The organism is Erwinia sp. PPS120 (assembly GCF_047918655.1).
GTDB lineage: Bacteria > Pseudomonadota > Gammaproteobacteria > Enterobacterales > Enterobacteriaceae > Erwinia > Erwinia tasmaniensis_A.
This window is the reverse complement of sequence record NZ_JBLREF010000039.1, coordinates 23,994-42,469: the sequence shown is the minus strand read 5'-3', so window position 1 is coordinate 42,469 and position 18,476 is coordinate 23,994. Positions and strand designations below refer to the sequence as shown.

Annotated in this window: 17 protein-coding genes and 2 pseudogenes; 9 read left to right on the top strand and 10 right to left on the bottom strand. The window is 57.3% G+C overall.

Features of this window, described 5'->3' with window-relative positions; genetic code table 11:
• Positions 1 to 165: 165 nt before the first annotated feature.
• A complete protein-coding gene (gene katG / locus ACLRGG_RS18500; RefSeq protein WP_416251134.1) occupies positions 166 to 2,376 on the bottom strand; it encodes a catalase/peroxidase HPI in 2,211 nt (736 codons plus the stop codon).
• A 363-nt stretch (positions 2,377 to 2,739) separates the two neighbouring features.
• On the opposite strand from katG, the pseudogene ACLRGG_RS18495 reads away from it, so the two are divergent.
• The 3 genes and pseudogenes from ACLRGG_RS18495 to ACLRGG_RS18485 all read left to right on the top strand — a co-directional run bounded on the left by ACLRGG_RS18495 (position 2,740) and on the right by ACLRGG_RS18485 (position 5,056).
• Positions 2,740 to 3,423: pseudogene (locus tag ACLRGG_RS18495) on the top strand (metal ABC transporter solute-binding protein, Zn/Mn family).
• Positions 3,420 to 4,229: a manganese/iron ABC transporter ATP-binding protein gene (locus ACLRGG_RS18490; protein WP_416251133.1), complete on the top strand. Its 810-nt coding sequence runs from the start codon at positions 3,420 to 3,422 to the stop codon at positions 4,227 to 4,229. Before ACLRGG_RS18495 ends, ACLRGG_RS18490 begins: the two are co-directional and overlap by 4 nt.
• The gene (locus tag ACLRGG_RS18485) at positions 4,229 to 5,056 is read left to right on the top strand and encodes a metal ABC transporter permease (protein ID WP_416251132.1); all 828 of its coding nucleotides are present in this window, start codon (positions 4,229 to 4,231) and stop codon (positions 5,054 to 5,056) included. Before ACLRGG_RS18490 ends, ACLRGG_RS18485 begins: the two co-directional genes overlap by 1 nt.
• 83 nt (positions 5,057 to 5,139) lie before the next feature.
• Here ACLRGG_RS18485 and ACLRGG_RS21480 read toward each other — a convergent pair.
• From ACLRGG_RS21480 to ACLRGG_RS18470, 3 genes and pseudogenes are all read right to left on the bottom strand, one after another.
• Positions 5,140 to 5,211: pseudogene (locus tag ACLRGG_RS21480) on the bottom strand (hypothetical protein); the annotation flags it as partial.
• Between the two features lie 16 nt (positions 5,212 to 5,227).
• A complete protein-coding gene (locus ACLRGG_RS18475; RefSeq protein ID WP_416251180.1) occupies positions 5,228 to 5,296 on the bottom strand; it encodes a hypothetical protein in 69 nt (22 codons plus the stop codon).
• Complete coding sequence (locus ACLRGG_RS18470; protein WP_416251131.1) at positions 5,283 to 5,450, bottom strand: hypothetical protein; 168 nt, start codon at positions 5,448 to 5,450, stop codon at positions 5,283 to 5,285. Before ACLRGG_RS18470 ends, ACLRGG_RS18475 begins: the two co-directional genes overlap by 14 nt.
• Positions 5,451 to 6,121: 671 nt before the next feature.
• On the opposite strand from ACLRGG_RS18470, the gene ACLRGG_RS18465 reads away from it, so the two are divergent.
• The 4 genes from ACLRGG_RS18465 (at position 6,122) to ACLRGG_RS18450 (ending at position 9,009) form a co-directional block, all read left to right on the top strand.
• Entirely contained in the window at positions 6,122 to 6,604 is a 483-nt protein-coding gene (locus ACLRGG_RS18465; protein ID WP_416251130.1) for a winged helix-turn-helix domain-containing protein, read from the top strand.
• Positions 6,522 to 6,950 carry a hypothetical protein gene (locus ACLRGG_RS18460; protein ID WP_416251181.1) on the top strand — a complete coding sequence of 143 codons (429 nt, stop codon included), beginning with the start codon at positions 6,522 to 6,524 and terminating at the stop codon, positions 6,948 to 6,950. The genes ACLRGG_RS18465 and ACLRGG_RS18460 overlap by 83 nt, the downstream gene beginning before the upstream one ends.
• Entirely contained in the window at positions 6,947 to 7,399 is a 453-nt protein-coding gene (locus ACLRGG_RS18455) for a YqeJ family protein (protein ID WP_416251129.1), read from the top strand. The genes ACLRGG_RS18460 and ACLRGG_RS18455 overlap by 4 nt, the downstream gene beginning before the upstream one ends.
• 254 nt (positions 7,400 to 7,653) lie before the next feature.
• A complete protein-coding gene (locus tag ACLRGG_RS18450; protein ID WP_503369244.1) occupies positions 7,654 to 9,009 on the top strand; it encodes a fimbrial protein in 1,356 nt (451 codons plus the stop codon).
• 70 nt (positions 9,010 to 9,079) lie between these two features.
• Here the strand turns inward: ACLRGG_RS18450 and zinT are convergent, their stop codons facing one another.
• Positions 9,080 to 9,730 (bottom strand): metal-binding protein ZinT, encoded by a 651-nt coding sequence (gene zinT, locus ACLRGG_RS18440; RefSeq protein ID WP_416251128.1) that lies wholly within the window; start codon positions 9,728 to 9,730, stop codon positions 9,080 to 9,082.
• Between the two features lie 277 nt (positions 9,731 to 10,007).
• On the opposite strand from zinT, the gene ACLRGG_RS18435 reads away from it, so the two are divergent.
• Positions 10,008 to 11,552 (top strand): methyl-accepting chemotaxis protein, encoded by a 1,545-nt coding sequence (locus ACLRGG_RS18435; RefSeq protein WP_416251127.1) that lies wholly within the window; start codon positions 10,008 to 10,010, stop codon positions 11,550 to 11,552.
• 146 nt (positions 11,553 to 11,698) lie between these two features.
• Here the strand turns inward: ACLRGG_RS18435 and ACLRGG_RS18430 are convergent, their stop codons facing one another.
• Entirely contained in the window at positions 11,699 to 12,910 is a 1,212-nt protein-coding gene (locus ACLRGG_RS18430; RefSeq protein ID WP_416251126.1) for a pyridoxal phosphate-dependent aminotransferase, read from the bottom strand.
• A 75-nt stretch (positions 12,911 to 12,985) separates the two neighbouring features.
• Here ACLRGG_RS18430 and ACLRGG_RS18425 point away from each other — a divergent pair, with 75 nt between their 5' ends.
• Positions 12,986 to 14,155: a glutamine amidotransferase-related protein gene (locus ACLRGG_RS18425; RefSeq protein ID WP_416251125.1), complete on the top strand. Its 1,170-nt coding sequence runs from the start codon at positions 12,986 to 12,988 to the stop codon at positions 14,153 to 14,155.
• On the opposite strand, the gene ACLRGG_RS18420 is transcribed toward ACLRGG_RS18425, so the two are convergent.
• The 4 genes from ACLRGG_RS18420 to ACLRGG_RS18405 are packed head-to-tail and all read right to left on the bottom strand — an operon-like array spanning position 14,048 to position 18,475.
• Positions 14,048 to 14,983 (bottom strand): dihydrodipicolinate synthase family protein, encoded by a 936-nt coding sequence (locus tag ACLRGG_RS18420; protein WP_416251124.1) that lies wholly within the window; start codon positions 14,981 to 14,983, stop codon positions 14,048 to 14,050. The genes ACLRGG_RS18425 and ACLRGG_RS18420 overlap by 108 nt on opposite strands.
• Positions 14,984 to 14,992: 9 nt before the next feature.
• The gene (locus ACLRGG_RS18415) at positions 14,993 to 16,162 is read right to left on the bottom strand and encodes a M24 family metallopeptidase (protein ID WP_416251123.1); all 1,170 of its coding nucleotides are present in this window, start codon (positions 16,160 to 16,162) and stop codon (positions 14,993 to 14,995) included.
• On the bottom strand, positions 16,146 to 17,303 hold the full coding sequence (locus tag ACLRGG_RS18410; protein ID WP_416251122.1) for a mandelate racemase/muconate lactonizing enzyme family protein: 1,158 nt from the start codon (positions 17,301 to 17,303) through the stop codon (positions 16,146 to 16,148). Before ACLRGG_RS18410 ends, ACLRGG_RS18415 begins: the two co-directional genes overlap by 17 nt.
• Complete coding sequence (locus ACLRGG_RS18405; RefSeq protein WP_416251121.1) at positions 17,300 to 18,475, bottom strand: M20 family metallopeptidase; 1,176 nt, start codon at positions 18,473 to 18,475, stop codon at positions 17,300 to 17,302. The genes ACLRGG_RS18410 and ACLRGG_RS18405 overlap by 4 nt, the downstream gene beginning before the upstream one ends.
• Position 18,476 lies beyond the last annotated feature (1 nt).

Sequence of the window (18,476 nt, the reverse complement as noted above, 5' to 3'; positions counted from 1 at the left end):
GGAGCCGATCGCTGGGGGGTGAGTATGGCAGAGTTTATCGGCACCTGGAGTGGCCTGCTCTGTGGCCGGGGCGGGCTTTTGTATTTGCTGTGGATCAGAAAAGCCCGCTTAAGAGCACTTAAGCGGGCTTATTGTACGGCAGTTTTAGCCGTTAGCGGGCCGACCTCAGATGTCGAAGCGATCCAGGTTCATCACCCGGGTCCATGCCGCCACAAAGTCCTTAACAAACTTCTCTTTGGCATCTGCGCTGGCGTAAACCTCGGCGCTGGCACGTAATACGGCGTTGGAGCCAAACACCAGATCGGCACGCGTGGCGGTAAATTTCACCTCACCACTGACGCGATCGCGCCCTGCAAAGCGTTCACCGGAGGCGTCGGTGGTTTTCCATTCCGTACGCATATCCAGCAGGTTCACGAAAAAGTCGGTATTCAGTTCGCCCACTCTGTCAGTGAAGACGCCGTGCTGGCTGCCGTCAAAGTTGGTTCCCAGCGAGCGCAATCCACCGACCAGAACCGTTAATTCGGGCACGGTCAGGGTAAGCTGCTGGGCCTTATCGATCAGCAGATCCTCTGTTGAGGTGTTGCCAAAAGTACGGCGGTAGTTACGGAAGCCATCCGCTACCGGATTAAGCAGTTCAAACGACTCGATATCCGTCTGTTCCTGACGGGCATCCACGCGACCCGGGGTAAAAGGCACCTCGACGTCTACGCTGACCGCCTTCGCGGCTTTTTCTACGCCCACGACGCCTGCCAGAACAATGATATCCGCCAGGGATGCTTTCGGATATGACTGCTGAATAGCTTCCAGAACCGGCAGTACGCGGACGGCAGTGGCGTTAACCTCCCACTCTCTTTGCGGCAGCAGCGCCAGACGAGCGCCGTTTGCGCCGCCGCGTTTGTCACCGCCACGGAAGGTTGAAGCCGAGGCCCAGGCAACCGAGGTCAGCTCACCGATGGAGAGGCCGGAAGCCGCAATTTTTTCCTTCAGCTGTGCAATGTCGGCAACCGTTGGGTGATACAACGGCGCGGGCAGCGGATCCTGCCAGATCAGATCTTCTTTAGGCACTTCTGGTCCGATATAGCGCGCTTTCGGCCCCATATCCCTGTGGGTCAGTTTATACCAGGCCCTGGCAAAGGCTTCGTTAAAGGCCTGCGGATCGCTATGGAAACGGCGCGAAATTTTCTCAAATTCCGCATCGAAACGCAGGGTCAGATCGGTCACCAGCATGGTCGGCTTGCGTTTTTTCGACGTATCGAAGGGGTCGGGAATGATATCTCCGGCATCTACCGCTTCAAACTGAATAGCACCGGCTGGGCTGCGCGTCTGTACCCACTCATATTTAAACAGGTTTTCGAAGAAGTAATTACTCCACTGGGTTGGCGTCTGTGACCAGATCACTTCCAGACCGGAGGTAATGGCATCCGCACCGACACCGCTGCCATAGCTGTTTGCCCAGCCAAGGCCCTGCGCTTCAATAGGCGCGGTCTCAGGATCGACATCAACATGGCTGGCTGCCGCTGCCCCATGGGTTTTACCCAGCGTGTGACCGCCAGCGATTAGCGCAACGATCTCTTCATCGTTCATCCCCATATTACCGAAGGTGGCACGAATAGCCGGTGCCGCCGACGCAGGATCGCCACTGTGTTCAGGGCCTTCCGGGTTAACGTAAATCAGCCCCATTTCCGTTGCACCCAGCGGCGCGCTCGCCAGCGATTCAGGATGGCGGTGTTCAAGCCAGGTGGTTTCATCACCCCAGTTCACATCCATATCCGGCTCCCAGACGTCTTCGCGTCCGGCACCAAAACCGAAGGTACGGAAACCAGAGTTTTCCAGCGCAACGTTGCCCGCCAGGATATAGAGATCGGCCCAGGAAATTTTCTGGCCATATTTTTGTTTAACCGGCCACAGTAAGCGGCGCGCCTTATCCAGACTCACGTTGTCTGGCCAGGCATTCAGGGGAGCGAAACGCTGCTGTCCGCGACCTGAACCGCCCCGCCCGTCAATCGCACGGTAGGTACCGGCGCTGTGCCATGCCATACGGATAAAAAGGCCAATGTAGCTGCCCCAGTCGGCAGGCCACCAGGATTGTGATTCCGTCAGTAGCGCTTTGAGATCGGCTTTGAGTGCAGGGTAGTCTAATCTGGCAAATTCTTTACGGTAATCAAAGGAGTCATCCAGTGGGTTAGAGCGGGCTGAGTGCTGATTCAGCAGATCGACTCTGAGCTGATTGGGCCACCAGTCACGATTGCTGGTACCGCCGCCCGCCGTTTTATTTGAGTTGCCTGCATGGAAAGGACATTTGCTAATGTCGGCCTCTCTGTCTGCTTCAACGATCGGTTTTGCGTCTTTTGCTGCTTTATCAATAGAACTGCTCATTCTCACACCCCTTTTATCTATTCTTGTCGCTACTCTATACGCGGAAATAACGCAGTCACATCTGAAATACCCTATGTATTTGATAGAGCTTCCCTTCGGAATTTTTGGGCGCTTTTGCGATATTTAACCCACCGAGATCAGTACCACTCTAATAATAGCCGCTTAGCGATCAGGGTTTAGTTTCTGAGGCCACAATTAACTGGCGTGTTACGGTGCCCCCTGTGATGGCTTCTGCTTTCCCTGCCCGCTTCTGACCTGGCCTGACCCGTACGGAAAAAACTGCTCACCCTAATTTATAGCCTATGCTATACATTATAGCTATTGCTAATAGTGCTGTTTTTATAAGCCTTATGGAGGATTTTTATGCCGTTTGCTTCGTGGTTAAAATCAGGGATTTGCGCCCTGCTGGCGACCTTTCTGTCGCTCACGCCTGCCGCTGCGCAGGAGAAGTTTAAAGTCATCACCACCTTCACCATCATTGCGGATATGGCGAAAAACGTTGCCGGTGACGCTGCCGATGTGGCCTCCATCACCAAACCGGGTGCGGAGATCCACGAATACCACCCCACTCCCGGAGATATTAAACGCGCACTGGGCGCACAGCTGATCCTCGCTAACGGTCTGAATCTGGAATTATGGTTTAAGCGCTTTTATCGCCATCTCGCTGGCGTGCCGGAGGTGTTGGTGTCCAATGGCATTCAGCCCATGGGCATCAGCGAAGGCGCCTTCTCCTATCTGACCCGCGACTTTGGGCTGAAAGAGCTATACCTGTAGCCGATAAATGCCGATCGGCAGGGGACGCCGCAGCAGGTGCGGAAGGTGATTGACGTCGTTAAGCAGCAGCATATCCCGGCGGTGTTCAGTGAAAGTACCGTTTCCGATAAGGCCGCCCGTCAGGTGGCGCGTGAAACGGGGAGCCACTACGGCGGCGCGCTCTATGTCGACTCACTCAGTACCGCCGACGGCCCGGTGCCGACCTATCTCGATTTGCTGCGCGTGACCAGCGACACCATTGTTAAAGGCATCACTGAGGGTTTAGCGAAATGAATCCGCGCTCTGCTCTTCAAAGCGGCATACGGGTTGACAATCTGACGGTGACCTACCGCAACGGTCATACCGCCCTACGCGCGGCAACCCTGGCGGTTCCGGCCGCCAGTATCACGGCGCTGCTGGGCATCAACGGCTCGGGTAAATCCACGCTGTTCAAGGCCATTATGGGCTTTGTGCCGCTCTCCGGCGGGTCAATTACGCTGCTGGGAATGCCGGGCAAACGCGCGCTGAAAAGCAATCTTGTCTCCTGCGTGCCGCAGTCCGAAGAGGTGGACTGGTCATTTCCGATACTGGTGGAGGACGTGGTCATGATGGGCCGCTACGGTCATATGGGCATGCTGCGTATTGCCCGCGCGGAAGATAAACGCCTGGTGGATGCGGCGCTGGAAAGGGTGGGCATGTCCGACTTTCGTCACCGGCAGATCGGTGGACTCTCCGGCGGCCAGAAAAAGCGGGTTTTCCTGGCGCGCGCCATTGCCCAGCGCGGCCAGCTGATCCTGCTGGATGAGCCATTTACCGGCGTTGACGTTAATACCGAACGGCAGATTATCTGCCTGCTGCATGAGCTGCGGGCAGAGGGCCGCACCATGCTGGTCGTCTCCACTCATAACCTCGCCACGGTTAGCGACTACTGCGACCATACGGCAATCGTGAAAGGCACAGTGCTGGCCTGCGGGCCGACCTCCACGACCTTTACCCGGGAAAACCTGGAAAACGCCTTTAGCGGCGCGCTGCGCGGGGTGGTGTTCAGCGATCCGCCGCCTCAGCCCCAGGATCTGGCGGCCGTTGGGGAGGTGCGCTGATGGCGTGGCTGACCGAACCCTTCCACTATCAGTACATGCTGAACGCCATGTGGGTGTCGGCGCTGGTCGTCGGAGTATGTGCTTTTCTCTCCTGTTACCTGATGCTGAAGGGCTGGTCGCTGATTGGCGATGCCATGAGTCACGCGGTGTTTCCCGGCGTGGTCATTGCCTGGATTATCGGCATTCCCCTCGCCATCGGCGCGTTCTGTGCCGGGCTGTTTTGTGCGCTGGCTACCGGCTACCTCCAGGAAAACAGCCGCATTAAGCAGGATACGGTGATGGGTATCGTTTTTTTCGGGATGTTTGCCGCAGGCCTGATCGTCTATATTTCCGTGAAGTCTGAGGTGCACCTCGATCATATTTTGTTTGGCGATATGCTCGGCATTGCTTCACAGGATCTCTGGCAAAGCGGCCTTATCGCCTGCGCCATTGCGCTGATTGTCGGAACGAAATGGCGCGATCTGCTGCTGCATGCCTTTGACCCACAGCAGGCTAAAGCCTGCGGTCTGAATACCTCGCTGCTGCACTACGGGCTGCTGAGTATGATTGCGCTGACCATTGTTGCCACGCTGAAAGCGGTGGGGATTGTTCTGTCGATCGCCTTGCTGATTGCGCCCGGCGCTATCGCTATTTTGCTGATGCGTCGCTTTTCGTCGGTGATGATCTGCGCCGTGCTGCTGTCGGTCACGGTGTGCTTTAGCGGCACTTACCTCTCCTTTTTCCTCGACAGCGCGCCAGGCCCAACCATCGTGCTCCTGTTCGCCATGCTGTTTATTGCGGCGTTTATCTTCTCGGTCCGGCGCGAACGGCGCAGGACCCTGTGTTGAGCTGTCAGACAGCGCTGCCCGTAGGAAAACGTGGCCCACGAAATAATATATTGCGATCTTTCATGGATTGTCCGCTTAGGTATCCCCCGCGTTCCGGTCACAACGAGCGCAAACCCGTGCTGATAGCGAAAGCGGCAGGGATCCTCCCGAACCAGAAACAGATGCAGTCCGTCACAGACCCACCGCCACCTGCTGCACCAGATACTGATGCCCCCGGGGGAAGGGATTAGCATTTATCACGCCAGCCCCAGGCCTTCACCCCGAAATCCTGGCGAGAGGGCCACATGCTAATGATAATGTCGGCCATGCCGACGCAGGCCACCAGCTGGCCCGCCTGCATGGCCGTCTCAAACACCCTGATGGTCCTGTCGAGGCTCAGATCATTTTCACGCACTAAGCCATTCATTGCCGAAACGGTGCGTTCGTCAGTCCGGTATACCCGAAGTAAATATCGCCCCCCTGGGTTTTATTATGAATGAATAACCAAAATGAACACTGTGTTAACCACATCTGCAGATTGAATATGAAATTTAAAACAGCATGGTTACTTTACCCTTTCCGGATTAGCGCCATGAGAAGGTATTGAGCATATATCTTATCTTTAATGGGTTTATGCTGTTTCGGTTCCCCACTCCTTGTCAGTGAACCACAGGGAAGGAATGTCTACTCAGAAAAGCGTGCGTAACAGTATACGCAATCAGCAATCAGCAATTAACAGACGCAGGCGCGAGCGTTCCATCGGCTGCGGTAAGACGGGAATACTCAGTCTCACACCAGTAACACCTCCCCCAGACCCGCCTGCATTCATACAATTTAGCAATTTTCTTATTTTTTTTAACTTATTAAGCCTGAGAAAACGGTATAATTTATTAATCACGGCCGGATTTTCACCATTGTGACGTTATTCGCTTACAGATCGCAGATAACCTTGCAGAAACAAAACTGAGATAACTCAAAAAATGATATACAGTACAGCGATCTCCAGGCATAAGTCAGCTTTAAAAGAAAATTTTAATATTTAATAAAAGTTATCAATCTCTGATCTTACATCACGGAGAAGTCCCGATGAGAAAATTTTCCATAGGAGGGGAAGTTGAATTTGAACCTGGCAGAAGAGTTATGCGCGGCGGTGGCAAAGAGTTAAAAATGCAGTCATCCTCGGTATATTGTCTGGAGTTGCTTATTGAAAATCAGGGAAAGGTTACAGAGCATGAAGCTTTTTATGATTTTGCCTGGAGAAGGTTTGGCATGGAAGTCAGTCCCAATGCGCTGTATCAAAGCATATCAATGCTCAGGAAAGCGCTGTTAATCTGCGGTAATAGTGAGGACTTTATTCGCACCGTTCCCCGACGCGGATTTATGCTCCTGGGAAAGGTCGAAATAACCTGCACCGAGTTAAAGAATGAGTCTTCTTCAGCTCAGGGGGAAAATGATCCCGCCCCCAGGCAGCCAGAGCCTGAGGGCAATGAAAACGTCACCATTTATCCCGATGAGCTTCCTCTTCCCACTCGCTTCAGAAGCCCCCGCCGGGATATATTCGCAGCCTGAGCGTATCAGACTGAAAATAAATAACGCTCGATTCTGGATTGCTTATGGCGTTGCCTTTGCCGCCATGGTGTTGGCGCCCTGTTTTTATTTTATCACTTACGGCATGGACTACGTGAAAAGATTCGATCTTAATGGATGCGCGTTTTACAGCAATAATATGGCGGATGATGATATCACTATGCAAGCGGTGATAAAAAAGAAGATAAGATGTGATGATCGAAAGTATGTCTACATCACGCTATTTCCGGGTGGCAGCAGAATGTCAGTGATACAGTGTGAAAAAGAGACAGGTCCCTTCCTCAGACCTAACTGCATTTCTTATTACTATACAGGTAATCCCCTGTGAGGAAGATCCTGACCTTTGTTCTTATTTTGTTTGCAATAGGTGAATTATTTTTTTACAGGTTCTATGAGAACGATGAGATCAGCTGCGTAGGCAACATTAATTATTTCAAGGGTGAAGATAAACTCTCTCTTATCATCGGGCAGAAAATGAATGATGGGAAAGGGTTGCTTACCCTCTCCGGTGCCCTTTATGAGGGAAAAGAGAACCGCATCAATGTCAGTAAAGTTATTCAATTTGACTACCATGAGGAAAATAACATCCTCATCGCGCAGTCAACGCTTATTCAGAACTCCCCAATGAATGAGCTAAAGGACGAGGAAGAAAAAAAGTGGTTTCCGGAGTTCTTTTTCAAAAAAGGCGGGAAGCTTCCTTTAACCATAAAGAGAACGGGAATAGACACCTGGCTTTTTTACTCAAATCCTGTGCCACTCTTTATCTGCGAAAAGTAGCGAGTCATATAAAACCTGAACGGCAGCATAAAGGCGGGTTATATCTTCCTGTCGTTCAGGTCGCTACCTGAGTATGACGCGTTATTACCCCCCATGAAACAGCCGAAAAACAGAGTCGACCACCCTTTCGCGACAACTCCACTCCGCCTCATCTCTCATCTCTCATCTCTCATCTCTCATCTCTCATCTCTCATCTCTCATCTCCTGAATCTACATCAACTCATTGTTATATAAGAAATCAACCAGGATAAAAAATGAAATATTTTATTTATGCATTCGTTGTCCTTATTTCCAGCCTCTGCACATCGCTACAGGCAAACTGTACCCGCGTCAGGGCGGTCGATCAGGGGTGTGACGCCTGTGGCGCATCTCTGAATCTGGGTAACATTGGCCTGATGGACCTGCGCTATCAGCCTGCTGGTACGGTACTGGCCCGCTCCGTGTTTCAGGTTGTTCCCTCAACTAAAAATAGCGATCCCGAACGCGTGCTCTATGAGTGCGACCTGGCGGATAAGGATAAGATCTTCGAGGTATTTGCCACTAACGGCGACAGTAACGTCGGGGGCGCATGGAATATGGGGGATAACTATTACCAGACCTATTTCCCCTTTACCGCGCTAAAGCTGGTTCATCTGCGCAGCGGTAAGCCGTTTACGCGGATCTGGCAGAAAGTCCCGCTGACTGATTATGACGTGAGCGGTAATAAAATACTGATTAATGGCAAGCACTTCAGCCCGATCAGCGCTGAACTGATCAGAACAGATAAAAACAATCGGGATAGCGGCTATGCATCATGGGGTTGTCTCTATGCCGCAAAGGACAGCTATGCGGGTTCCTATAACTGCAATCAGCCCAATGGCTACGTGGTTTTTATGGGGCCAGGACAGAATGTTCCCGAAGCCGGAAAAGACAGCTGGAATAACTTCGACACCTGGATCACCGGCCGTTATATGGCCTTCGGGATGAATACCGCGCCGGTAGCCACCCTTACGCAGAACCGGAGTCAGGGATGCCGGGTGGAAAACTATACCGCCCACGTCCTTTTTCCATCGGTCAGCATTAACGCGCTCTCGCAGGGTCAGTCGGTAAGCGCGCCGTTAAGCGTCACGCTTGAATGCTCAGCTGCAGCAGAGACGCAATCCGGTGTGGCTTCAGGCCAGATCTCACTGGGTTTTCAGTCCAGCTATGCGGCCTGGCTTCAGGCTCAAAAGCTGGGGCTGGCCGGGAGCAATGGCATTTCAGATTATCTGGTGTCTGATCACTATGATTCAGACTCCTCCCTGGCCACTGGCGTGGGTATCAAACTCAATACCTCCAGCGGCAAACCGGTCTCATTTCTCGGCTGGAGTGATTACAGCAGCAATGCCGGATGGCGGCCCGTGCTGGAGGATGCCCAACGGACCAGCAGCGGTCAGGGAGACAGCAACATCTATCAGAGAAACTTTGTTGCGCAGCTGGCTCAGCTGCCGGGAAAAAACGTCAGCGCGGGCAAAACGTTTACCTGGATGCGGAGAAAAACGTTGCCCCGTTCTCTACCAGGACGTTTCTCCTGCAGAATAAAGCCGGAATATTGCCCGACGGTGAATCGACACTCAACTATACGGCAATAGACGACCAGGGCGCCTTGCATGCCTTTTCCTTTCTGCGGCGTGGGAGCTGAGCCAGGTTCAGGCGAAAGGCTTAATGATGCAGCATTTCGTCTGCCACCTCTTTATCCGACAGCTGATAGGGATAGTAGGTTGGCCAGTTGTCCATCTCTTCCAGCAGCGTCTGCTGCGAGCGGTTACCCATAAAAATGTGGAAATGGCTGGATTTTCGCGGCGCGATAATATGATCGCTGAACTGCACGTATTTTGGCGCGCTGCTGTTGGCGTCGTGGCATTCAAACAGGTAGCGAACGCCCTTTTTACCGGACGCATAGGTCAGGATTTTATGACCCGCGTAGGTGTAGTGGCAGGCACTGACCTTGTCCCCGACGTGGAACTCCATCATGCCATCCTCAATGCCAATGGTGGCGACGTCGGTGGCATAACCGGTGCGGTAATACTCCTTTACCGACGCAAAGGTTTTGCTGTTGTCCTTTTCGGCCTTTTTACGGAATACGGCATCCAGAGTGCCCTTCTGCAGCAGCGGATAAACCGACTGCCACATCCCTTCCCAGTCGGTCAGATTTCTGTCCTGCACATCCCGATCGGCAAACACCCCTTCCGCCGCGTGCTGTTCTGCCTCACTCAGCGGCCTGCCGTGTGAATGATGCGCATGTGACAGCGCCTCGCCGCTGACGATCAGCATCCCCGATGCCAACACCCACTTCCCCAGATGACTCTTCAACGTTCGACCCTCGCTTGAATAAAGATGTAAAATGTTATGATATAACATTACACAAAGCAAGTAAGCGCGAAACTCAGAAGGTTCGGTAGCTGTGTCACGGCACGGCGAAATCGATGCAGCTGACTCTTTTGTAAGGTGTTATTGAAATATTCCACACCCAGCCCCCTCACCCGCAGGCAGGGTAACATCGCTTAAATAAATTTTCCTCTCACCCTGTTGCTCTGTAGGGCTGCTGTCGATAGTAGATCTGGCCTATTACCATTAGCTGGATGGATACATGAAAATATCGACCCGTTTAACAGCAGGTTTTTCCCTGATAATTTTGCTCTTTATGCTTTGTCTGGGCCTGGCATTTAATGGTCTGAGTCAGTCCAGAGACAGTATGAACACCGTCGTTAACCTCAAACTGAAAAAAGTCGTGCTGGTTAACGAAATGGGAACCACGCTGCGAAATATGCTGGTTGAAATAAGGAACATGGCGCTTTTTACCGATCCTCAGGCCATTGAGTCGGAGCTATCCCGCTTCGATCAACAAAAGCAGGTATATCTGCAAACGCGTGATGCGCTTGCCGCCATCATCCATGCCGAAGGGGCCCCCGCTGAAGTGAAGCTGCTGGCAGACGTCAGTGATTCAGAGAAAGCCGCCCTTACCGCCCTTGATACCGCTGCCCATATGGCGCAGCAGCGTCAGCTCCAGGGGTTCGCAGATTATCTCACTCACGGCGTGAGGCCCCCCCAGCAGGTGCTGGTCGCCAGTCTTAATGCCCTGACAGATATTCAGACCCAACAGGCCGAGGAGACGGCCAGGGCAAACAGCGCAACCGTAAACCGCCTCTCACTGCTTTCAGGGATCATGATGGTTGTCTCCGTTATTGCCGCAGCGATCGTCTGTATCCTGACCGTACGTCTGCTGATGCGTCAGCTGGGTGGTGAACCGGTTCAGGCTCAACGGCTGGCCGCTGCCATCGCCAGCGGCGATCTGACAACCTCGGTCGCTTTACGCCACAACGACAGCAGCAGCCTGCTGGCCTCCCTGGCGGGTATGCAGGTAAACCTGCGCGGCCTGGTGTCGCAGATTAAAGAGGCTGCGGTTTCCGTTGCGCTCGCCTCAGACGAAATCGCCCGGGGTAACACCGAACTCTCATCCCGAACCGAACAGCAGGCGGCAGCGCTGCAGGAAACGGCGGCAAGCATGGAGCAGCTAACCGCAACGGTGAAAAGCAATAGCGTCGGCGCACAGCAGACGGCAAACTCGGCCAGGGAAGCGGCGTCACTGGCCCGCAACGGCGACGGCGAGGTTCAGCGAATGACGAGGACCATGAACGATATTTCCCTCAGCGCGGGTAAGGTGCGTGATATTACCAGCGTGATTGAAGGCATCGCCTTTCAGACTAATATCCTGGCGCTGAACGCCGCGGTCGAAGCGGCCCGTGCCGGAGAACAGGGTAGAGGTTTTGCGGTGGTCGCCGGCGAGGTCAGAACGCTGGCGCAGCGCAGTGCTGTGGCAGCAAAAGAGATAAAAGCGCTGATCGAGCAGGCCGTGACGCAGGTGGAAGGCGGCGTGGTCGTTGCACAGGGAACGGGGCAAAGCATCATCAAAATCGTTAGTATGGTTGGCAGCCTCGCCGACGCGATGGAAGAGATTTCACTGGCGTCATCAGAGCAGATGCAGGGTATTTCGCAGGTCAGCATCGCGGTAAGTCAGATGGATGGCGTAACGCAGAATAATGCGGCACTGGTTGAAGAATCCTCCTCGGCTTCGCACTCCCTTTCCGGGCAGGCTCATGCGCTGCGGGGAATGGTGGACACCTTCCGGCTCTGAATCCCCCGGGCTAACGCCGCAGGCTTAAGCATGGCGTCGGCTTATACTGGCGACGCCTCTCAGCCTGTTTACCCGCCGTGTGCTATTCCAGCCTACGCCTTTTCAGACCGTTAAGCGGCGGCAGTTTTGCTCTGCCGATGCCTCTTTCAGACCGTTAAGCGACGGCAGGCGGCCTCAAGCCGCTGGCAGGCTTCCTCCAGCAGTTCATCTTTTACGGCATAGGCGATGCGCAAATAGCCCGGCATGCCGAACGCCGATCCGTGCAGTACCGCGACCCCCGCCTCTGCCAGCAGCCAGCGGGCCACGTCGCTATCGTCAGCCAGGGGATCGCCCGCTGGGGTAATGCGCCCAATCAACCCTTTACAGTTGGCAAACAGATAGAACGCTCCCTCGGGCGGGGTGGCGCTCAGCCCCTCCGTTGCCGCCACCCATGCCATCACGCGCTGGCGACGGCGGGTCAGCTTCTCCAGCCATTGGGAAAAAAAGGCGGCGGGCTGTTGCAGGGCAGCTACTGCCGCCGCCTGAGAAATACTGCTGGGGTTGGAGGTACTCTGCGATTGCAGAATTTGCATCGCCGTAATCAGCCAGGCGGGTCCGGCGGCATAGCCCAGCCGCCAGCCGGTCATCGCATGACTTTTGGAGACGCCGTTAATCGTTAACGTCCGCTCTGCCAGCTGCAGTGCCGCCTGAGCAAAGGTGGCAAACGGCGCGCCGTTATAGCGCAGCGGCTCGTAGATATCATCGGCCATAATCAGCACCTGCGGATGATCTGCCAGTACGTCGGCCAGCGCGCGCAGCTCCTGAAGGCTGTAGATGGCCCCGGTAGGGTTGCCGGGAGAGTTCAGAATAATCCAGCGCGTCTGCGGGGTTATGGCCTGCGCAAGGGTCTCCGGCCGCAGTTTCCAGCCGTCCTGTTCCTCACAGGGTACAATCACCGGCTCGCCCTCGGCCAGCGCCACCATATCCGGATAGGAGACCCAGTAGGGCGCGGGGATAATCACCTGCTGGCCCGGGTCAACCGTCGCCAGCAGCGCATTGAAGATCAGCTGTTTAGCCCCGCTGCCCGCGATGATCTCATGCTGCTGGAACGTCAGGCCGTTATCCCGGGCAAACTTATGCGCGATGGCTCGCTTCAGCCCGGCGGTGCCCGCCACGGCGGTGTATTTGGTCTGCTGACCCACAATAGCCGCAATCCCGGCATAGCTGATGACATCGGGGGTGGCAAAGTCCAGCTCCCCCTCGCCCAGGTTGATGATCCGTTTCCCTGCGGCCTCAAGTTCACGAACGCGGTCAGAAATCGCTGCGGTCGGAGAAGGTCTGACCCGCTGCATACGGCGGGCGGTAGTGGTGTTATTCATAAATCCTCTTTGTATATATTGAACCAGTGAATACAATCGATTGCGTACCTCATCCCAGACAGCCAGGAGCTTGCCGTGTCACTGACTTTTATCCTCGACGATGCCAGACTGCCCGCCCACTATGGCGCCTGTGCGATCGCCTGGGCCAGGCAGCAGCGCCTGCCCCTGTGGAGCCTGCGGCCGACCTTTAGCGGCGACTACCCCGACAGCCATCAGCACGTGGTCGCGGCCGGTTACTGCGTCACCAGCGGGCTTTATCCCTGCGACCCACAGCTGCGGGAGGTGAGCGATATCGCGCAGCTGCCTGCACATGATGCCGTCGTGGTGCTTGCCGCACGTGATGCCGGGCGCGTGGCGCGCCTGCCGGGAAACCGGCTTTACGCTCAGCGCACAGGCGGCCTGTTACAGCTCTGCAACGCCGGGGGCAGCGTACTTTTACAGCAACCGGTCCCCGGTGACCGCCCACGCGACCAGCCGGTCGGTGAACCTCTGTTACTGGGACTGGTGGGACGGGAGGCGGATCACCGTGAGGTTTATCCTGCCACCCTCGCGGCACTTGACGATGCCGCCCGCCAGTCTGGCATTCCGATCCGTCTGCGATTTCTACCGCCGGATGCCCACTCCGACCGGCTGGATGAGCTGAACGAACTGGACGCGGTGGTGCTGCCCGGCGGTGCCTCCATGGCGGCCGTCAGCGGGCAGATCCGCGTGGCCAATGCGACCCTGCAGAGTCATCTCCCCACCCTGGGGCTCTGCCTCGGAATGCAGAGCATGGCCACGGCGGCGGTTCGGCTTCAGCCCGGGTGCGATAAGGCAATCCTGGCGGAGGTAGCGCCGGATGCCGCCCTGCACAGTTTTATCCTCTTCGGAGATGGCGCTCATCGCTGCGGGCTTCTGCCTTTTACCCCTGCTGCGCCGCTACCCGGGCCGCTTCCCCCACGGATGCACTACAACCATCGCTACCGGTTTAACCCCGCCCTTCGCGCCCAGCTGGCCGCCAGCGGTATTGTCGTTACGGCCGAAACCGCCGGGACCGTTGAGGCCATCTCCCTGCCCGACCACCCTTTCTGGCACGGCGTTCAGGGGCATCCGGAACTGCAGTCGCGTCCGGAGGCCCCACACGGCCTGTTTACTGCATTACTTAATGCGGCCCTCAGCCAGCGTGACGCCGCTGCGCGGATCGCTGGCGAGCGTCGTCATCACGCGGGTCAGCGCCGCCAGCGCCTCTGGCGAGAGGGGTTTTAACGGGGCGCGCACCGTGCCGCCGTTAAAGCCGCGCAGCGCCATTGCCGCCTTAACCAGCTGCGGCTGACCGTGCTGGCGCGCCAGCGCGCGGTAGTCGTACCACAGCTGATGCAGACTGCGGGCGGTGTCCGCATCCCCCTGCTCCACCGCGCGAAAGGTTGCCAGAATAATCTCCGGTAACGCGCCGCTGTTGGTGGTACTGATGCCGTCAAAACCACACATCATCGGGCCAAGGAAGGCCAGATCGGAGGCGCAGAACAGCCGCAGCCGACCGCCCAGGCGATTAGCAATCTGGTCGATAGCCGTCGGGTTGAGGTCGCCCTGCTTAATCCCGACCACGCCTGGAATATCTGCCAGCTGCACCAGCTGATCGGGTGAAAGGGTGATACCAATGCCGGGGGCGTTGTAGATCAAAATGCCGGTTTTTGACAGCGGCGCCATTTCACAAAAGAAGGCATGGATCTGCGCCGGAGTGATTTCACTGACAAACGGCGGCGTGACCATTGGCAGGCCGCCAAGATCGCCCGCCAGCGCGGTGAGCTCCCGCACGTCGCGCGGATCGGCACTGGCGCTGCACAGCATCACCGGAATGCGATCGCCCACGCAGGCCATCACTTCGCTAAACAGCGATCGCCGCTCGGCCAGAGACATCACCGGGAATTCGCCGTAGGTGCCGCCAATCAGAATGCCGTCGTAGCCCAGACCGATCACCCGCTCAATATTTTCACGCAGCGCCACAAAGTCGATGGCGCCCTGTGTATCAAAAGGCGTAACGGTAATGTTGAAGATGCCGCGCAGGCGCTCATGGCATTCAGTCATATCTTTCATTGTTGTTCCTTACAGCAAAGTTAATGGACGAGCCAGGGTGCCGAGCTGGCGATAGCCCGTTTCAGTTACCACGATGGTTTCACTGACGCCGACGGTAAAATCCCCATAGATGCGCAGCGCGGGAGGAATATGGAAGGTCATTCCCGGCTGGAGTTCAGTGGTGACGCCGCTGTAGAGGCTGAGGATGCCGCCCTCGCCCCAGTCGGGCGCAAAGGAGACGCCAATGGCGTAGCCGGTACGTTTTTTGAAATTATCGGTAAAGCCCGCGCGGTCAATGACCTGCTGGCAGGCCAGGTGAGGCGCTTCGCAGGTCGCGCCGGGGCGAATGGCATCCAGCGCCGCCTGGAGTGCCTCCTGGCACACCTTTTCCATTTCCAGCGCGATAGCCGGAGGGCGTCCCAGCCAGGCGGAACGCATCAGCGCGGCGTGATAGCGATCGTGAGCCGCCGCCATCTCCAGAAAGACCGGTTCGTTATCCTGTAGCACCCGACGTCGCCAGGTGCCATGCGGCACGCCGGTGCGCGGGCCGGAGGAGACCAGCGGCTCCATGCCTACATATTCGGAACCGGCGGCAATCGCTGACCCCATCATCGCCGAGACTAATGCATTTTCGTCAGCGCCCGCGCGGATGGCGGCAATGCCCGCGTTCATCCCGGCGTCAACGTAGCGCGCAGCGGCGGTGATTTTTTCCAGCTCCGCCCGGGACTTCACCGCCCGCAGTGGCTCAATGACGCCTGCGGCATCGGCGATATCGCCTAATCGCTGCTGTAGCGCCTCATAGATGGCGACCGGCAGGAACCAGCCGCGCTTATCCAGGCCGATGCGTTTTGACAGCCAGTGATGCTGTTGCAGCATGCCGAACAGAAAATCGACCGGGTTATCGCCATCCTGATATACGGCCGCGTCGGCGATAAAGGTGTTGGCGATAAAGTTGCAGAACTCCAGCTGTCGAATAACAAAGACCGGCTCCCCTTCCAGCGGCAGCAGCAGCGCCTGGAAGGTGTAGTAGCCTGGCGTCTGCTGGCCGGTGAGCCAGAAGATATTTTCCGGGCCGGTGACAATCATCACGTCGATGCCTGCCGCCTGCTGACGTTCGCGGGTGCGGCGGATACGCCCGGCATATTCGTCGGCGTTAAACGCCGATTCGCTGCCCTGAATCACATTATCGGGTAGTTGCATGGTTAAGCTCCTGAAGGAAAGTGGCGCGCGCGGCATCGAAATGCACGCCCAGGCCGGGAGAATCGGGCACGCTGACGCGCCCCTGGTGGTAAATCAGGCCGCTGACCGGGTCGTCCGTCAGGCCGTCGGCCCCGTAAAGTTCCGCAAAGTCCGGCTGCACCACGCGACAGAGCTGTAGCGCGGCCGCCGTAGCGGCATGACCTTCATTCATCTGACCGATCATCAGCTTCACGCCCGCGGCCTGCAAACGTCGCGCCGCGTCCAGCGCCGGCAGAATGCCGCCCAGCTTCACCAGCTTGAGGTGTGCCCAGATGCCGCCGCCGGTGGCGCCATACGCCGGGGCTTCAGGCTGCGCTGCCTGACGGGTGTCCGCCGCCAGGTCCGCCAGTCGCGCGATAGCCGCCTCGCCGTTAAGGCTCTCATCCAGCATCAGCGGGATACCGCACGCCACCAGCTCGGGCAGCCGCGGATCGTGTTCCGGCGCAAGGGGCTGTTCCACATAGCTGAGATCCAGACGGGTCAGCTGCGGCAGACGCTCAAGCGCCCCGGCGACCGACCACTGGCCGTTCACATCAATCGCCAGGGTGATCCCCTCCCCAAAGCGCTGGCGCAGCGCCTGGAGCCGCCGCAGATCGGTGGCGAAATCCGCCACCCCGGTGCGCAGCTTGAGCTGAGTAAAGCCGCGCGCCACATAGCCTTCAGCCTGATCCATCATTTGCGTTTCGCTGCCCCAGAACAGCGTCTGGTTGGTCGCGACGGCGCAGGGTGCGTGGGTCGCACCCAGCCACTGCGCCAGGCTTTGCTGATGCTGACGGGCCAGCAGATCCAGCAGCGCCATCTCCAGCAGCATCCGCGTGGGTGCCAGCAGTCCGCTCTGTAAGGCGTGAACCGCCGCCAGCTGTGCCTCGGGAGGCTGCTCCCAGTCCCAGCGGGCCAGATGGTGCTGGACGTTGCCGAGCACCTGCTCCTCGCTGTAGCCGTGCAGATAGCGGATATTCAGCCTGACCTCGCCGACCCCTCTGTCGCCGCCGTCGTCCAGCGTCAGCCACAGGGTGTCGAGCGCGGTCACCGCACCGGAGGCGGCGGTGTGCAGGGTGACGCCCGCATAATGAAGATCGCCCCGCCACAGCCGCGCTCTCATGGCGCCACCGTCACGGGCAGCATCGCCAGCGCAATGTCCAGATAGATCTCAGCGGCGGCGATAAACTCGTCCACGGGCACAAACTCATCCGGTTTGTGCGCCACCGCGAGCGATCCCGGCCCAATCACCACGCCCTTAGCACCCAGCGCACGGAAATGCACCAGGTCACAGCCCCCCTGAAAGCCAAACGGCCCCGGTTCGGCCTGGCCGTGACGACGACAGGCCGCCAGACCCGCCTGCACGATCGCCTCAGTGCTGTCAGTTTCCGTTGCGCCGCCGGTAGTGGGCTGCCAGGCGACAATCTCCGCCTCAACGCCAAACTGCTGCTTTGCCGTCTCCAGCAGCTGTTGCAGCTCGGCTTTTACCGCCTCCTCATCCTCGCCGGGCACCATACGGCGGTCGAGCAGCAGTTCGCAGCTGTCGGGCACCACGTTATCGGCATGACCGCCGTGGATGCGGGTCACCGTCAGGCTGGCATTCCCCACCAGCGGATGGCAGCGGCAGCGCACCTGCTGCTGATGGGCGTCTTCAACCAGCCCCAGCAGCTGTCCCGCCCGATAGATGGCATTGATCCCCAGCTCCGGGGTGCCCGAGTGCGCGGTCACCCCTTTCACCCGTACGCGCGGGCGCAGGCTGCCCTTATGGGCAGAAAAGGTGGCGTTGGCGGTCGGCTCGCCAATCACCGCGAAATCAATGGCCGGGGGCGCATTGCGGACATAAAATTTCGCCCCTTCGCTGGCCACCTCTTCATCGGCGGTAAAAACGCCCATCAGCGTGCCGGACCACTCCTGACGCCGCTCTGCCAGCATGCGCAGGGCTTCCACCATCGCCACCAGCGGGCCTTTGGCATCACAGGCGCCGCGACCATATAGCCGTCCGTCGCGTTCGGTGAGCGTAAAGGGGTCGCTGGCCCAGCCTTCTCCGGCGGGCACCACGTCCAGATGGGTGTTAAAGGCAAAGCACGGACCGTCGCCGTTGCGCAGCACGGCGGTCACGTTCGTCCGTCCGGGTGCGTATTCGCTGAATGAGAGGTCGAAATCCGCCGCCCGTAGCCAGTCAGCAATACACTCTGCCGCCTCGCGCTCCCGGCCCGGCGGGTTCTCGGTATTGATCGCCACCAGTGTGGCAAGGTCCTGCTTCATACGTGCGTGCCTGGCGCGGTAAATGGACATA

Bases quoted from the DNA above. Each gene is read 5' to 3' on its own strand.
- katG (WP_416251134.1), bottom strand. From the start codon at position 2,376: ATGAGCAGTTCTATTGATAAAGCAGCAAAAGACGCAAAACCGATCGTT.
- ACLRGG_RS18465 (WP_416251130.1), top strand. From the start codon at position 6,122: ATGAGAAAATTTTCCATAGGAGGGGAAGTTGAATTTGAACCTGGCAGA.
- ACLRGG_RS18460 (WP_416251181.1), top strand. From the start codon at position 6,522: ATGAAAACGTCACCATTTATCCCGATGAGCTTCCTCTTCCCACTCGCT.
- ACLRGG_RS18410 (WP_416251122.1), bottom strand. From the start codon at position 17,303: ATGAGAGCGCGGCTGTGGCGGGGCGATCTTCATTATGCGGGCGTCACC.
- ACLRGG_RS18415 (WP_416251123.1), bottom strand. From the start codon at position 16,162: ATGCAACTACCCGATAATGTGATTCAGGGCAGCGAATCGGCGTTTAAC.
- ACLRGG_RS18450 (WP_503369244.1), top strand. From the start codon at position 7,654: ATGAAATATTTTATTTATGCATTCGTTGTCCTTATTTCCAGCCTCTGC.
- ACLRGG_RS18490 (WP_416251133.1), top strand. From the start codon at position 3,420: ATGAATCCGCGCTCTGCTCTTCAAAGCGGCATACGGGTTGACAATCTG.
- ACLRGG_RS18430 (WP_416251126.1), bottom strand. From the start codon at position 12,910: ATGAATAACACCACTACCGCCCGCCGTATGCAGCGGGTCAGACCTTCT.
- ACLRGG_RS18435 (WP_416251127.1), top strand. From the start codon at position 10,008: ATGAAAATATCGACCCGTTTAACAGCAGGTTTTTCCCTGATAATTTTG.
- ACLRGG_RS18420 (WP_416251124.1), bottom strand. From the start codon at position 14,983: ATGAAAGATATGACTGAATGCCATGAGCGCCTGCGCGGCATCTTCAAC.
- ACLRGG_RS18405 (WP_416251121.1), bottom strand. From the start codon at position 18,475: ATGTCCATTTACCGCGCCAGGCACGCACGTATGAAGCAGGACCTTGCC.
- ACLRGG_RS18485 (WP_416251132.1), top strand. From the start codon at position 4,229: ATGGCGTGGCTGACCGAACCCTTCCACTATCAGTACATGCTGAACGCC.